This is a genomic window from Nonomuraea sp. C10 (genome assembly GCF_008017515.1).
Lineage (GTDB): Bacteria > Actinomycetota > Actinomycetes > Streptosporangiales > Streptosporangiaceae > Nonomuraea > Nonomuraea ferruginea.
In genome coordinates this window covers 2,040,426-2,054,704 of the sequence record NZ_VPFF01000003.1, presented here as the reverse complement: position 1 = coordinate 2,054,704, position 14,279 = coordinate 2,040,426, and the positions used below count along the sequence as shown (strand labels likewise).

Sequence of the window (14,279 nt, the reverse complement as noted above, 5' to 3'; positions counted from 1 at the left end):
GTTGAGGTGGTATGGCGATCTCCACCGAAGTCCGCGACCAGCTCACGCGGAAGTTCGAGGCGTTGCTCCCGCATCTGAACGAACGTCAGCAGCGCCTGATGCTCGCGTCCGAGGCGCGACTGCTAGGGCACGGCGGAGTGCGAGCTGTCGCTCGGGCGGCCAGAGTCAGCGAGACCACCGTGCGCAGAGGCGTCTTCGAGCTCGAACGGGGATTGAGTCCTTTGCCGGATGGTCGCGTGCGACGATCCGGAGGTGGGCGCAAGCGCGTGACCGCGCACGATCCGAAGCTGATGTCTGCCCTGTTAGCCCTGGTGGAGCCGGATGAGCGGGGTGATCCGGAGTCGCCGCTGAGGTGGACGACCAAGTCGCTACGGCATCTGGCCGACGAGCTCACCCGACAGGGCCACACGGTCTCGGCGCCGACGGTCGGCGCGCTGCTGCGCCGCAACGGTTTCAGCCTGCAAGGCACGCGTAAGACCTTGGAGGGTACGCAGCATCCGGATCGAGACGCCCAGTTCCACTACATCAATGAGCAGGTCAAAGACCATCAGGCGACTGCAGAGCCGGTCATCAGCGTCGATACCAAGAAACGGGAACAGCTCGGTCTGCTGCCCAACGCCGGCCGTGAGTGGCGGCCGAAGAGCGACCCGGTCCAAGTCGTCGACCACAGCTTCTTCACTGGGCCGCAGGTCGAGCAGGCCATCCCGTACGGGATCTACGACATCACCCGTAACACCGGCTGGGTGAACGTCGGCGTCGACCACGACACCTCCGTGTTCGCTGTGGAGTCCATCCGCCGCTGGTGGAAAGCACGCGGCAGACACGACTACCCGCACGCCGGCCGCCTGCTCATCACCGCGGACGCGGGCGGCTCCAACAGCTACCGCTATCGCGTCTGGAAGAGCGAACTGGCCGCACTGGCCGCCGAGACCGGCCTGGCCATCACGGTCTGCCATTTCCCTCCCGGCACCTCGAAGTGGAACAAGATCGAGCACCGGCTGTTCTCCCACATCACCCTCAACTGGCGAGGCAGGCCGTTGACCAGTCACGAGGTGGTGGTCAACACCATCGCGGCCACCCGCACCAGCGGCGGGCTCCGAGTGGAGGCCACCCTCGACACAGGCGAGTACCCCACCGGCGTCGCAATCAGCAAAGACCGCTTCGCCGCCCTGCCGCTGGAACGGCACGCCACCCACGGCAGCTGGAACTACACGCTGCACCCCGCTCCCGCCGACGCATCCAGCCCCGTCCCTCCTGTCGGCGAGGCCAACGGACCCGCACAACGGCGTCAAGCCATGCTGGCCCGGCTCGCCGATCCGCGGCTGACCGGCATGAGCCCGGCTCAGATGGAACAGTTGGCCGCCGCACTCGCTCCGGCCCAAGCCGCCCGCGCCCAGGAACGCCACAGCCAGCAACGCGGTGGCCGGGCTCGGCGAGCCACCGGCAACCTCCGCGCCAAGCCCCTGTTCAACGACTCCGCCCGTCTGCTGCTCACCCTGCTCTACCAGCGGCAGGTCTGCTCTATGAAAGTTCTGGCCGACCTGCTGGAAGTGACCGATGTCTGCATCGCCGATCTGGTGAAGGAGACCCGCAGAGTGTTGGAAGACCAGAGCCACCACGCCGGAACCGCCCAGGTCCGCTTCGCCAAAGCAGCCGCTCTCCTCGACTTCTTGACCACCGATCAGCGTCCCGCACGGGCCGCGATCATCGACCGGTTGTCCCACCCGGCTCTGACCGGGATGACCCGCGACGAACTCCACTCCCTCATCCAACGCCTCGCCGTATCGCAAGTTGCTCAGGGCGAGCGCCTTGGCTACCAGCGGCGGGGCGGGCCTCGCCAGCCGGGAACTCGATCCGGCGTCTTCCCTCAGAAGATCAGCAATAGCGAACGGGTCTTGCTGACGATCCTCTACCAGCGGAAACTCTGCACCATGGAGGTCCTGACGGATGCTCTGGGCGATGTCTGCAGATCCTCCGTCGGCAATGTCATCCGCGAAACTCGCCCTCTGCTCCAACAGGTTGGTCACGTTCCCACTGCTGCGCCAGTGCGATATCGCACGGCGGCAGATCTGCTTGCCGCAGCGCCAGACGACCGCGACACGCCGACAAGTTGATCCTTTACGGCTTCACTACCTGCGCAATCTGCTGACCTGCGTGCCCAAGTCGGCGCAGCCGTGGGTGGCCACGCTGGTGCGCACCATCTTCGACCAGCCCACCGCCGAACAGGTGCGCGGCCAGCATGCCTGGGTCATCGACGCCCTGGAGGCCAAGTACCCGGCCGCGTGTGAGCATCTGGACGCCGCCCGCGAGGACCTGCTGGCCTTCGCCGCCTTCCCGCGCGAGACCTGGCGGCAAATCTGGTCCAACAATCCGCAGGAGCGGCTGAACAAGGAGATCCGCCGCCGCACCGACGTGGTCGGCATCTTCCCCGACCGGGCCTCCATCATCCGGCTGGTCGGCGCGGTGCTGGCCGAGCAGACCGACGAATGGACTGAAGCCCGCCGCTACATGGGCCTGGACATCCTCGCCAAAGCCCGCGTCCGGCTGATAACCAGCGACACACCGGCCCAAAATCTGCTCCCGCAGACACTTACCGCTTAACCTGCAAAAACAGGATCACTCGAAGATCGATTCATACACCACGTCCGTGGACGTGACCCCAGCCGGTTGATTTCTCTCGTGAAAGACAGACCCGCCTTCGGACGAGCCGTGGCTCCACTCGTTGAACTTCGAAGGCGCCGGTTCGAATGAGAGTCGGCCCCACCCATCGCTTTTGAACACCCTGATCATGCATGGGTTTCTGGCTCTACCCGGAGCCAGAACAGCCCTAGTGGTTCGCCCCGTCTGCGAACCCGCCCTGAGCGTGATCACTACGCCATTCGGTTTCCAGAATGCTGAACAGCTCGGAATCTCGCCAACCGTCCCGGATGAGTGCGGTATGACGATGACGTCCTTCCCAGGTCATGCCGAGCTTGGTGAGCACCCGCCCCGAGCCGAGATTGCGCGGGTCGCATGTAGCGAAGATCCGATGGAGGTCGAACTTCTCGAAGCCGCGTGTGAGGAGTTCTCGCCCGATCGCCGTTCCGACTCCATGGCCCCAGAGCCGCGGGTGCACGATATACGTGATCTCGCCTTGGCGGTGCTCTCGGCTCCGGAGGTGCAGTTCGCCCATTCCGACGATGTCGCCTTCGACGCGAGCGGCATAGGCGAACCGCTGCTGGGGTGTGTGCGACCACGCCTCAGCAGCCTCTGCCACGAACGCTCGGGTTTGCTCTTCCGTGTTCGGCCCCCAGGCTTGGAAGCGGCAAACCTGGTCGAGAGAAGCCCAGGAGTGAACGGCTCGCCAGTCTTGCAGTTCGATCTTGCGCAAAGTTACTGAGTGTCGAACCACAATCTGATCATGCCAGGTGGGGATAGCGGCCATTCTGCGAATTGGCGTTGATGAGACGGTCGACGGTGACGATGCAGATCTCGGCCAGGGTGGTGAACTTTCGTTGTCGCAGGCTCTTTTGAATATCTGGTCACCGAACTCGGCGACTGTCTCGTCGGCCATGACAGTTTGTTCCGGCAGTGGAGGAGGAGAGCAGGTGAACGCCTTCGGCCAACGCCGAAATCCGGCCGAGACCCGGGGAGCGTGAGAGGGCGGTAGCCCTCTCACCGGGGGTGTGGGGGCTTGCCCCCGCACGACACAGCCTGAGCCGGAAGACGCGTAGCGCCTGGTACCGCGCAGGGCCGCGCCTGTCCCCGGGGGTGTGGGGGCGGAGCCCCCGCACAACACGTCTGAGCTGTCGAGGCGCGAAGCGCCTGGCACCGCGCAAGGCCGCGCTTGTCCCCCGGGGTGTGGGGCGCGCCCCACACAACACAGCCTGAGCCCGAAGGCGCGCAGCGCCCGGTACCGCGCAGGGCCGCGCCTGTCCTCAGGGGGCGCGGGGGCGAAGCCCCCGCACAACACGTCTGAGCCGAATGGCGCGCAGCGCCCGGTACCGCGCAGGGCCGCGCCTGTCCTCAGGGGGCGCGGGGGCGAAGCCCCCGCACAACACGTCTGAGCCGAATGGCGCGAAGCGCCCTCCCCGCGCAGGGCCACGCCCGTCCTCAGGGGCGGGGGCGAAGCCCCCCGTACAACACGTCTGAGCCGAAAGGCGCGAAGCGCCTGGCACCGCGCAAGGCCACGCCTTCACGCCTACGGCGGGCTGAGCGGGCCGTCAGGCACGCGTAACGGCGCCCAGCCCGAGGGGTTTCCCAAAATGGTTTGAAGGTTTTCACCAAGGACTGGACGGCTCACACCGAACCAGACGGCTCACGCCGAACAAAACCTCACAGCCGTGAACGGAGACCCCCTCAGCGGCCCTGGTTGGCCACCGCCTGGATGGCGGCCTTGGCGGCCTCCGGGTCCAGGTACTCGCCGCCGCGCTTCAGCGGCCGGAAGTGCTCGTCCAGGTCGTACCGCAGCGGGATCCCCGTGGGAATGTTGAGCCCGGCGATGTCCTCGTCGCTGATCCCGTCCAGGTGCTTGACCAGGGCGCGCAGGGAGTTGCCGTGGGCGGCCACGAGCACGGTGCGGCCCGCGGACAGGTCGGGGACGATGTCGTCGTACCAGTACGGCAGCATCCGGTCCACCACGTCCTTGAGGCATTCGGTACGCGGCATCAGCTCGGGCGGGAGGAGGGCGTAGCGGCGGTCGCCCACCTGGGAGAACTCGTCGTCGTCGGCGATGGGCGGCGGGGGCGTGTCGTAGGAGCGCCGCCAGAGCATGAACTGCTCCTCGCCGAACTCCTCGCGGGTCTGGGCCTTGTTCTTGCCCTGGAGGGCGCCGTAGTGGCGCTCGTTGAGCCGCCAGGAGCGCTTGACCGGGAGCCAGAGGAGGTCGGCCTCGCCGAGGGCGAACTGGGCCGTCTGGATGGCCCGGTTGAGCAGGCTCGTGTGGACGACGTCGGGGTAGAGGCCGGCGTCGGTGAGGAGCTTGCCGCCCCGGCGGGCCTCGTCCTCGCCCTTCGCCGACAGGCTCACGTCCACCCAGCCGGTGAACAGGCCCTTCGCGTTCCAGTCGCTCTCGCCATGCCGTAGCAGCACCAAAGTCGCCATGCGCCCCATCCTAGGGCGGCCTGGTTCAGGAGCGCTCCGGGTCCGCGAAGCGGGCGAAAGCCTGCAGGTTGGCGAGCGATTCGCCGCGTTTCTTGCGCCATTCCCACTCGCGCCTGATGGAGGAGGCGAAGCCGATCTCCAGGGCGCGGTCGAACGACTCGTCGGAGTAGGTGAGCACGCAGCCGAGGATGCGGTCGATCTCCTCCTCGGTGACGGCGGTGAGGGGCATGCGGCCGACCAGGTAGACGTCGCCGACGGGGTCGACGGAGAAGTGGACGCCGTACATGGAGCCGTTCCTGGCGAGCAGCCATTTGTAGAACTCGGCGTGGTTCTCGTCGGGCTGGCGGCAGAAGAACGCCTCGATGTGCAGGACCCGCTCGCCGACGATCAGCCAGGTCATGGTGGCGAGTTTGTGCCGGCCGGGCAGCTTGGCGAGGAACGCTCCCGGCCGCGGCTCGTCGTGTTCGACGTCCGCGGCCTTGAGCGCGGCTTCGATGAGGTCGCGCATGCGCTACAGCCTACGAGTTCACCGCCACCGGCTGCCGGTGCAGGTGGGCGACGGCTTGCGCGTACACGTCCATGAGGCGTGCGGAGGTGGCCTGCCAGCCGAAGGCGGCGGCGTGCTCGCGCGCCCCCGCGGAGAGGGCGGCGAGGCGGGCCGGGTCGGTGAGGAGGCCGCCGATGGCCTGCGCCCAGTCGTGCGGGTCGTGCCCGTCTACGAGGAGCCCGGACACGCCGTCGCGGACGGCGGTGCGCAGCCCGCCGACGGCGGCGGCGACCACGGGGGTGCCGCAGGCCTGGGACTCCAGGGCGACGAGGCCGAAGGACTCGCTGTGGGAGGGGACTACGGTGAGGTCGGAGGCGCGGTACCAGTCGGCGAGCTCGTGCTGCGGCGCCGGCGGCACGAGCCGGACGGTGTCGGCGATGCCGAGTTCGGTGGCGAGTTCGGTGAGGATGGACGGCCTGGCCAGGCCGTTGCCGGAGGGTCCGCCGACGCAGGCGACGACGAGGCGGCCGCGCAGTGACGGGTCGTCGATGAGCATGCGGGAGGCGGCGCGCAGCAGCACGTCGGGGGCCTTGAGCGGCTGGATGCGGCCGACGAACAGCAGGACGCGCGCGCCCTGCGGCAGGCCGAGCCGCTGCCGGGCGGCGCCCTGTGAGGCGGGCTGGAAGACGGTCAGGTTGACGCCGGGGTTGACGACGGCGACGCGCTGTTCGGCGGCCCCGTACAGGTCGATGAGCTCGTGCGCCTCGTCGGCGGTGTTGGCCACGAGGCGGTCGGCGATCTGCACGACCTGTTCCTCGCCGACGACGCGGGCCTGCGGCTCGGGCCGGTCGCCCTCGGCGAGGAGCCGGTTCTTGACCTTGGCCATGGTGTGCATGGTGTGCACGAGCGGGACGCCCCAGCGTTCCTTGGCGAGCCAGCCGACCTGGCCGGACAGCCAGTAGTGGGAGTGGATCACGTCGTAGTGGCCGGGCTCGTACATGGCCTCGATGCGCAGCACCTCGGACAGGAACGCGCACATCTGGCCGGGCAGGTCGGCCCGGTCCATCTCCTCGTACGGTCCGGCGGTCAGGTGACGGACCAGGACGCCGGGCGCCAGTTCGGCGACCGGTGGCAGGTCGCGGGCCGTGGCGCGGGTGAAGATGTCCACCTCCACGCCCGATTGAGCCAGCCGTTTGGCGGATTCGACGATGTACACGTTCATGCCGCCGGCGTCGCCCGTACCGGGCTGGTCGAGCGGTGACGTGTGCATGCTGATCGTCGCGACCCGGTTGACCCGTCGTCGCCTCACCCGACATCACCTCCAAGTGACTTACAACTGTCCAGATTTTTTCGACATTCCCGACAAGGCATCACAGTGGGGGTCCCCGAAGGGCGGCCTGGCAGGATGTGGCGCATGAAGAGAACGGCTGTGGTGACCGGCGCGAGCAGTGGCATCGGCGAGGCGACAGCGCGGCGGCTGGCCGCCGAGGACTACCACGTGGTGGCCGGAGCCAGGCGGCGCGACCGGCTGGAGAAGCTGGCGGCCGAGGTGCCCGGCGTCACTCCGGTGACGCTCGACGTTACCTCCCAGGAGTCGGTGGACGAGCTGGCGGCCTCGCTGGATCGCTGCGACGTGCTGGTCAACAACGCCGGCGGCGCGCTCGGGCTGGAGCCGGTGTCCGGAGGCCGGGTGGACGACTGGCAGCGGATGTACGACACCAACGTGCTCGGCTCGCTGCGCGTCACCCAGGCGCTGCTGCCGAAGCTGATCGGCTCGGGCGACGGCGTGCTGGTGATGCTGACCTCGACGGCCGGGCTGGTCTCGTACGAGGGAGGCGGCGGTTACTGCGCGGCCAAGCACGCGCAGACGTCCATGACCGAGACGCTCAGGCTGGAGCTGGTCGGGCAGCCGGTGCGGATCGTGGAGATCGCGCCCGGCATGGTGCGCTCTGAGGGGTTCGCGCTGACCCGGTTCCGCGGCGACGCCGAGCGGGCGGACAAGGTGTACGAGGGCGTGCCCGACCCGCTCAGCTCCGACGACGTCGCCGACGCGATCGCCTGGTGCGTGACGCGGCCCGCGCACGTCAACGTCGACCGCCTGGTCATCCGCCCCCGCGCCCAGGCCGCCCAGCACAAGGTGCACCGCGTCAGTGGCTAGACCGGTCGGCTCGATCACCCGGGGCACGACCGGCCACAACCGGCTGCGGCGCGCCGACCGGTGGATCGCCGCCGTCCACGGCCGGCTGCTGCGCGCCACCGCCAGGCCGCTCGTGGTGGACCTGGGGTACGGGGCCTCGCACGTGACGACGCTGGAGCTGTTCACCCGGCTGCGGCGGGTGGCGCCGGACGTCGAGGTGGTGGGGATCGAGATCGACCCGGCCCGGGTGGCGGCGGCCAAGCCGTACGAGCGGGAAGGGCTGAGCTTCGCGCTCGGCGGCTTCGAGCTGCCCGTCGCCCGGCCGCCGGTGCTGGTGCGGGCCTTCAACGTGCTGCGCCAGTACGGGGAGGCGGAGGCCTGGCGCTACTGGCGGGCGCTGCTGGAGAGGCTGGCCCCCGGCGGCGTGCTGGTCGAGGGCACCTGCTCGGAGGTGGGGCACCGGGCGGTGTGGGTGGGGCTGGACGCGTCGGGCCCGCGGACGCTGACGTTCTCGGCCCGGTTCGACGCGTTCGAGCGGCCGTCGGACCTGGCCGACCGGCTGCCGAAGACGCTCATCCACCGCAACGTGCCCGGGGAGCGGATCCACGCGTTCCTGCGCGACTGGGACCACGCGTGGGCGGTCAGCGCCCCGTACAGCTCGCATGGCGCGCGCCAGCGCTGGATCGCCGCGGCGCGGACCCTCGCGGCCACCTGGCCGATCCCCTGTCACCCGCCGCTCGGCGGCCGCGCCCGCTGGCGTCTCGGCGAGCTCACCGTGCCCTGGCCGGCGGTGGCGCCGGACGTCCGGGACGCGTGACGGTCACAGCGCCGCTTCGAAGGTGGCGTACGCGGTCGCCTCGTACAGCACGAACCGCACCTCCGCCACCGACGCCACCGACGCCACCGAGGCGCGCACGGCGTCGATTGCCACGCGGGCGCCGTCGGCGAGCGGCCAGCCGAAGATGCCGGTGCCGATCGCCGGGAACGCCACCGACTCGGCGCCCAGCGACCCGGCCACCCGCAGCGACTCCCGGTAGCACGAGGCCAGCAGCTCGGAGCGGTCCTCGAACGGCGAGTGCACGGGCCCGACCGTGTGGATCACCCAGCGCGCGGGCAGCCGCCCGGCGGTGGTGGCGACCGCTTCGCCGGTCGGCAGGCCGTGCCCGTACTGGGAGGCGCGCAGCCTCCGGCACTCCTCGATGATCTCGGGCCCGCCGTTCCGGTGGATCGCCCCGTCCACCCCGCCGCCGCCCATGAGAGAGGAGTTGGCCGCGTTCACGATCGCGTCCACTTCCTGTTTGGTGATATCTCCCTGCACCAGCGTGATATCCATCTCACCAGGATCCCGGATGGCTGCTCGACGCCGTGTAGTACTACGCTGGAGCGTGTGAAGGGTCTTGGCGAGCTTGAACGCAGCATCATGGATATCTTGTGGGTGGAGAGCATCCCGCTGACCGCCCGCGAGGTCGGCCGTCTCATCGCCGACCGTGACCTGGCGCCGACCACGGTCATGACCGTTCTCGACCGCCTCACCCGCAAAGGCTTCCTCAGGCGCACCCGTGACGGGCGTGCCTGGCGCTACGAACCCGCGGAAAGCCGCGACAGCTACATCGCCGAGCTTATGCTTGGAGCTCTCGACATGACGGGCGACCGTTCCGCCGCCCTGACCCGTTTCGCCCAGGCCGTCTCCGGAGACGAGGCGGAGATCCTGCGCAGAGCCCTTACGGAGCTGGAGGAAGAGTGATCACGGCAGCGGCGCTGGCCGCGCTCGCCACGGCGTGCGCGATCGGCTCCTGGCGTCTCACCACCGCTCGCTGGACCTACCGCGCGCCCCGGCTGGCCATCATCCTGTGGCAGTCGCTGGGCGTGGCGTGGGGGCTGGCCACCACCGGGGCCATGCTCGCCTTCGGGGTGCAGCCCTACGGCATAGGCGTGCTACCCGGCCTGGTCGCGTTCGTCCAGGGCGAGGCGCCCGGCACGGCGTGGGACCCGCTGCACGTGCTCGCCATGATCGCCGGCCTCACCTCGCTGACCGTGCTGGTCGTGGTGCTGATCTCGGCGGGGGTGCACGCGCTGCGCGCCCGCAGGCGCCACCGCACGCTGCTCGCGCTGATCTCCCGCGACGACCCCGGCGTGCCGGGCGTGCGGGTGCTCGACCACCCCGGCGCGGCGGCCTACTGCGTGCCGGGGCTGCGCTCCCAGGTGGTGGTGAGCGAGGGCGCGCTGCGGCTGTGGTCGCGCGACGAGCTCGCCGCCGTGCTCGCGCACGAGGCGGCCCACGTACGCGAGCGTCACGATCTGGTGCTGTTGCCGTTCGCCGCGCTGCGCAGGGCGTTGCCCTGGTCGAAGGTGGTGTGCGAGGCGCAGGAGCAGGTGGAGCTGCTCATCGAGATGGCGGCCGACGACCGGGCCCGCCGTTACTGCTCGCCGCGCCGGCTGGCCACGGCCCTGCTGCGGTTCGGCACCGCGGGCGCCATGCCGGCTCCCAGCGGGATGCTCGGCCTGCACGCCAGCAACGTCATGGCCAGGGTCGACCGCCTGATCAAGCCCGCTCCCGAGCTGCCGCGCAGGGCCCGGGCGGGCATCGTCGCGCTGTCCGTGACGTTGGTCACATCGACCCCGTTCCTGTGGATTATCCAGCTCTAGCGCTTGCAGGTGTTAACTAGTTCGTTTGCAACTGCAAGCAACGGGCGGCATAATCGAGGCATGGCACTTCCCAAAGTCGGCTCGATCGGCGAATACATCCGCGAGCAGCGGCAGCAGGCGAAGATCTCGCTGCGCCAGCTGGCTGCCGCGGCGGGGGTGTCCAATCCCTACCTGAGCCAGATCGAGCGCGGCCTCCGCAAGCCGAGTGCGGAGATCCTCAACCAGATCGCCAAGGGCCTGCGCATCTCGTCGCAGGTGCTCTATGTGCAGGCCGGTCTCATCGAGGATCACGAACCTCCCAGCGACGTCATCACGGCGATCCGCGAAGACCCGCACATCACCGAGCGGCAGCGCCAGGTGCTGATCGACATCTACGAGTCGTTCCGGAAGGAAGGACCGGCCGGGGACGAGCAGACCTCCCAGAACGCCCACCCCCGGCCCGCCTCCGCACCGGACGACGAACAGCCGCTGCCGCCCGAACTCCTCGCCGCACTTGAGCCCTACGCGGCGGGCAACGGCAACGGCCCCGTCAACCAGGAAACGAAGGAAGGTTAACCCATCATGACGCTCGCCACCGAAGTGAAGAAACTCGCCGACACCAAGCCGTTCTACGCGGTCGCCGGGGCCGGCGACTACGCCGTGGAGAAGCTGCGCGAGCTGCCCGAGCGGCTGCAGAAGCTGCAGTCGCGCCGCGCCGAGCTGACCAGGGAGCTACCCGAGAGGGCGCGCGCCTACGCCGGCAAGGCCGAGGACATCGCGAAGGATCTCCCGGAGAGGGCCCGCGAGTACGCCGGCAAGGCCGAGGACATCGCCAAGGAGCTCCCGGAGAAGGCCCGCGAGTACGCCGACGAGTTCACCAACCGCGCCGTCAAGGTCTACGAGGAGTTCGCGGTCCGCGGCCGCAAGGTCGTCAGCAAGACCAGCGGCGAGGCCGCCCTTGAGCTGGAGGAGATGTCGGAGGCCGCCGAGCCGCCGGTCGCCCAGCCGGTCAAGAAGACCCGCACCACCAAGGCCAAGGCCTGACCCACCCGGCGAAGCCCGTCTCCTCGCGGAGGCGGGCTTTCGCGCGTTTCCGGCGCTTGAGCGGTGCCCGTGGAACGCGGGCGGCCATTAGGCTGAAGCCCGACTCATCGCGGCATTGGGCGGGAGCCAACACATGCAATTCATCAACCTGGTCTTCAACCTCCTCTTCTCGGTGCTGTCCCTGATCGTTCTGGGCATGTCGGGATACGCGCTGGTGCACGCGCTCCGGGTGCCGGCCGACGCGTTCGTCTCGGCGGGCAAGCTGCAGAAGAACATCTGGCTGATCATCCTGATTCTGGCCACGCTGTTCTCGGCCGCCGGCGCCTACTCGTACGTGATCAACTTCCTGGTCATCGGAGGCCGTGCCTTCCTGGGCATCGGGCTGGGGCTGTTCTCCATCGCCGCGGTGATCGCCGCCGCCATCTACATCGTGGACGTCAAGCCCGCGGTGAAGGGCATGGGCGGGCGCGGCGGCAACAGCGGCCCCTACGGCCCCTGGTGACGCGCGGCATGACCACCGAGCTGCACGGGCGCACCGAGCGCCTCGAACTCTCCGACCAGAGCCTGCGCGACTTCGAGGCCGTGGTCCTCGACGCGACCCCCGAGGGCATCGTGGTCAACAGGTCGGCCTTCTACCCCGGCGGAGGCGGCCAGCCCGCCGACCACGGGGTGCTCATCTGGCAGGGCGTCGAGACCCGCGTCGTCGGCGTGCGCAAGGGCGACGACCTCCAGCTGATCCCCGCCGAGGGCGACCCGATCCCGCCGGTGGGCACGGTCGTGCGCGCCGCCGTGGCGGACGAGCGGCGCTCCGCCCTGATGCGCACCCACTCCGGCCTCCACGTGCTGTGCGGGGTGGTCTTCCGCGACTTCCACTGCCCGGTCACCGGCGGCAACATGGAGCCGCTGACCGCCCGGATGGACTTCAACCTGCCCGAGGTGCCGCCCGGCTTCAAGGAAGCCGTCGAGGACGCCTGCAACGCCGAGATCCTCGCCGACCGCCGCATCGACGTGCGGGTGCTGCCGCGTGACGAGGCGTTCGCGATCCCCGACATCATCCGCACCGCCACCAACCTGGTGCCGCCGGAGGTGCGCGACGTGCGGATCGTCGACATCGTCGGCCTCGACACCCAGGCCGACGGCGGCACCCACGTGGCCTCCACCAAGCAGATCGGCCGTATCAAGGTGACCAAGGTCGAGAGCAAGGGCCGCGGCTTCCGCCGGCTGCGCATCGCGATCTCCGACTGATCCAGACACCTACGGATGTGTCAGGCGGACCCGATACGATGACCGGCCATGACGGGTTTCAGGCTGACGCTGGCCGCACTGGTGACGACCGCTCTCGCGCTGATCGCCGCTCCCGCCATGGCGGCGAACGCCGGCATCACCGCCGACGTCACCATGACCCTGGGCAAAGGCGGCACCGTCCACGTCGTCGAGAAGCTCGAGGGCGGCTCTGGCGAGCTGAAGCGGACGTTCCTCACCCGCACGCGCCACGACGACGCCAACGACCGCCTCTACGAGATCTCCAACGTCAAAGGCGGCACCTACGCCGACGGCGTGCTGACGGTCACCTCGCCCGCGACCGTCGAGTACGACGTGAAGGGCGCGGTCGCCCCCGCCGGTGACGCCGAGGAGCTGCGCTGGTTCGCGGTGAGCGGCTGGGACACCGCCGTCGACAAGGCCACGGTCAAGGTCACCGGCCCCGGCCTGGTGCAGAACCTCACGTGCTTCGCCGGCGAGCTCACCTCCGCCATCGGCTGCACCTCCGCGGCGATGGACCACACCGGCACCCAGGCCGACTTCGAGCAGGAGGGCCTCGCGCCCGGCCAGGCCCTCACCGTCGTGGTGGGCTTCCCCGAGGGCGCGAGCGGCGGGCAGCCGATCCTCGACAAGCGCTTCTCCCTGGCCGGCGCGTTCGCGCTCAACCCGGTGACCGGCGGCGCGCTGGCGGCCCTGCTGGTGCTGCTGCTCGGCGGCGTGGCGCTGCTCTACTGGACACGGGGCCGTGACGCCCGCGTCGTCAGCCACGAGACGGGCGCGGTCAACCCCGTGCAGAACGGCCACTTCTCCCCTCCCGACGGCGTCCGTCCGGGCCAGATCGGCACGCTGGTGGACGAGCAGGCCGACGTGGTCGACGTGACCGCGACCATCGTGGACCTCGCCGTACGCGGCTATCTGCGGATCGACGAGCAGCCCCGGCAGGCCTACGACGCCCCCGACTGGCTGCTGGTGCGGCTGCCGCACGCGCCGTCCCACACGCTGCTGCCCTACGAGCAGGCGCTCTACGACGCCATCTTCGAGGGGCGCGAGGCGGTGCTGCTGTCGCAGCTGTCCGGTTCGTTCGCGGCCCACCTGGGCAAGGTCCGCGACGCCCTCTACGCCGACGTGGTGCGGCAGGGCTGGTTCGCCCGCCGCCCCGACGCCGAGCGCACCCTCTGGACCACGGTCGGCGTCGTGCTCCTGGTCGCCGGCGTGCTGTCCACGGCCCTGCTCGCCTGGTTCACCTCCTACGGCCTGCTCGGGCTGGCCGTCATCATCGCGGGCGGCGCGCTGGCCGTCGGCGGCCAGTACATGCCGGCCAAGACCGCCAAGGGGGCGGCGGCGCTCGCGCACACGCTCGGCTTCCGCGACTTCCTCTTCTCCGGCGACGTGGGCAACGTCGCGGAGAAGGATCGGGTCGAGCTGTTCTCCCGCTATCTCCCGTACGCCGTGATCTTCGACGGGGTGGAGCACTGGTCGCGGCTGGTGGCGTCGGTGACCGGCAACGGACACCAGGCCGACAACCTCTACTGGTACCACGGCCCGGCGGAGTGGGACCTGTCGAAGTTCGCCGGCTCGATGCGCACGTTCACCACGACCACCTCGGGCGCGATCTCGGCGAGCCGTCAGTTCCGCACGCTCTGA

15 protein-coding genes and 1 pseudogene are annotated in these 14,279 nt (G+C 69.6%); 11 read left to right on the top strand and 5 right to left on the bottom strand.

All coding sequences use genetic code 11. The features are described from left to right. The first annotated feature begins 11 nt into the window (after positions 1-11). Both FR742_RS41680 and FR742_RS41675 read left to right on the top strand, forming a co-directional pair. Positions 12-2,114: an ISAzo13 family transposase gene (locus FR742_RS41680; RefSeq protein ID WP_148036400.1), complete on the top strand. Its 2,103-nt coding sequence runs from the start codon at positions 12-14 to the stop codon at positions 2,112-2,114. Between the two features lie 7 nt (positions 2,115-2,121). Continuing rightward, positions 2,122-2,601: pseudogene (locus FR742_RS41675) on the top strand (transposase); the annotation flags it as partial. A 226-nt stretch (positions 2,602-2,827) separates the two neighbouring features. On the opposite strand, the gene FR742_RS41670 reads toward FR742_RS41675, so the two are convergent. From FR742_RS41670 to mshA, 4 genes are all read right to left on the bottom strand, one after another. After that, positions 2,828-3,370: a GNAT family N-acetyltransferase gene (locus FR742_RS41670; RefSeq protein WP_222709287.1), complete on the bottom strand. Its 543-nt coding sequence runs from the start codon at positions 3,368-3,370 to the stop codon at positions 2,828-2,830. Between the two features lie 968 nt (positions 3,371-4,338). Then, complete coding sequence (locus tag FR742_RS41665; RefSeq protein WP_148036685.1) at positions 4,339-5,082, bottom strand: phosphoglyceromutase; 744 nt, start codon at positions 5,080-5,082, stop codon at positions 4,339-4,341. A gap of 25 nt (positions 5,083-5,107) precedes the next feature. Further along, entirely contained in the window at positions 5,108-5,590 is a 483-nt protein-coding gene (locus FR742_RS41660; protein ID WP_148036684.1) for a YbjN domain-containing protein, read from the bottom strand. Between the two features lie 10 nt (positions 5,591-5,600). Beyond that, entirely contained in the window at positions 5,601-6,839 is a 1,239-nt protein-coding gene (mshA, locus tag FR742_RS41655) for a D-inositol-3-phosphate glycosyltransferase (RefSeq protein ID WP_148037275.1), read from the bottom strand. Positions 6,840-6,983: 144 nt separating this feature from the next. Between mshA and FR742_RS41650 the strand changes: the two genes are divergently transcribed. Together FR742_RS41650 and FR742_RS41645 are read left to right on the top strand one after the other, a co-directional pair. Beyond that, complete coding sequence (locus FR742_RS41650; RefSeq protein ID WP_148036683.1) at positions 6,984-7,727, top strand: SDR family NAD(P)-dependent oxidoreductase; 744 nt, start codon at positions 6,984-6,986, stop codon at positions 7,725-7,727. Beyond that, the gene (locus FR742_RS41645; RefSeq protein WP_148036682.1) at positions 7,720-8,523 is read left to right on the top strand and encodes a class I SAM-dependent methyltransferase; all 804 of its coding nucleotides are present in this window, start codon (positions 7,720-7,722) and stop codon (positions 8,521-8,523) included. The genes FR742_RS41650 and FR742_RS41645 overlap by 8 nt, the downstream gene beginning before the upstream one ends. 3 nt (positions 8,524-8,526) lie before the next feature. Here the strand turns inward: FR742_RS41645 and FR742_RS41640 are convergent, their stop codons facing one another. Beyond that, on the bottom strand, positions 8,527-9,039 hold the full coding sequence (locus FR742_RS41640) for an O-acetyl-ADP-ribose deacetylase (protein WP_148036681.1): 513 nt from the start codon (positions 9,037-9,039) through the stop codon (positions 8,527-8,529). Positions 9,040-9,093: 54 nt separating this feature from the next. Here FR742_RS41640 and FR742_RS41635 point away from each other — a divergent pair, with 54 nt between their 5' ends. From FR742_RS41635 to FR742_RS41605, 7 genes are all read left to right on the top strand, one after another. Then, positions 9,094-9,450 carry a BlaI/MecI/CopY family transcriptional regulator gene (locus tag FR742_RS41635; RefSeq protein WP_148036680.1) on the top strand — a complete coding sequence of 119 codons (357 nt, stop codon included), beginning with the start codon at positions 9,094-9,096 and terminating at the stop codon, positions 9,448-9,450. Further along, on the top strand, positions 9,447-10,352 hold the full coding sequence (locus tag FR742_RS41630; protein ID WP_148036679.1) for a M56 family metallopeptidase: 906 nt from the start codon (positions 9,447-9,449) through the stop codon (positions 10,350-10,352). The genes FR742_RS41635 and FR742_RS41630 overlap by 4 nt, the downstream gene beginning before the upstream one ends. A gap of 60 nt (positions 10,353-10,412) precedes the next feature. Then, entirely contained in the window at positions 10,413-10,907 is a 495-nt protein-coding gene (locus FR742_RS41625) for a helix-turn-helix domain-containing protein (RefSeq protein ID WP_148036678.1), read from the top strand. Between the two features lie 6 nt (positions 10,908-10,913). After that, the gene (locus tag FR742_RS41620) at positions 10,914-11,375 is read left to right on the top strand and encodes a hypothetical protein (RefSeq protein ID WP_148036677.1); all 462 of its coding nucleotides are present in this window, start codon (positions 10,914-10,916) and stop codon (positions 11,373-11,375) included. A 133-nt stretch (positions 11,376-11,508) separates the two neighbouring features. Continuing rightward, positions 11,509-11,877: a DUF2516 family protein gene (locus FR742_RS41615; protein WP_148036676.1), complete on the top strand. Its 369-nt coding sequence runs from the start codon at positions 11,509-11,511 to the stop codon at positions 11,875-11,877. An 8-nt stretch (positions 11,878-11,885) separates the two neighbouring features. Further along, positions 11,886-12,620: an alanyl-tRNA editing protein gene (locus tag FR742_RS41610; protein WP_148036675.1), complete on the top strand. Its 735-nt coding sequence runs from the start codon at positions 11,886-11,888 to the stop codon at positions 12,618-12,620. A gap of 48 nt (positions 12,621-12,668) precedes the next feature. Further along, complete coding sequence (locus FR742_RS41605; protein WP_148036674.1) at positions 12,669-14,279, top strand: DUF2207 domain-containing protein; 1,611 nt, start codon at positions 12,669-12,671, stop codon at positions 14,277-14,279.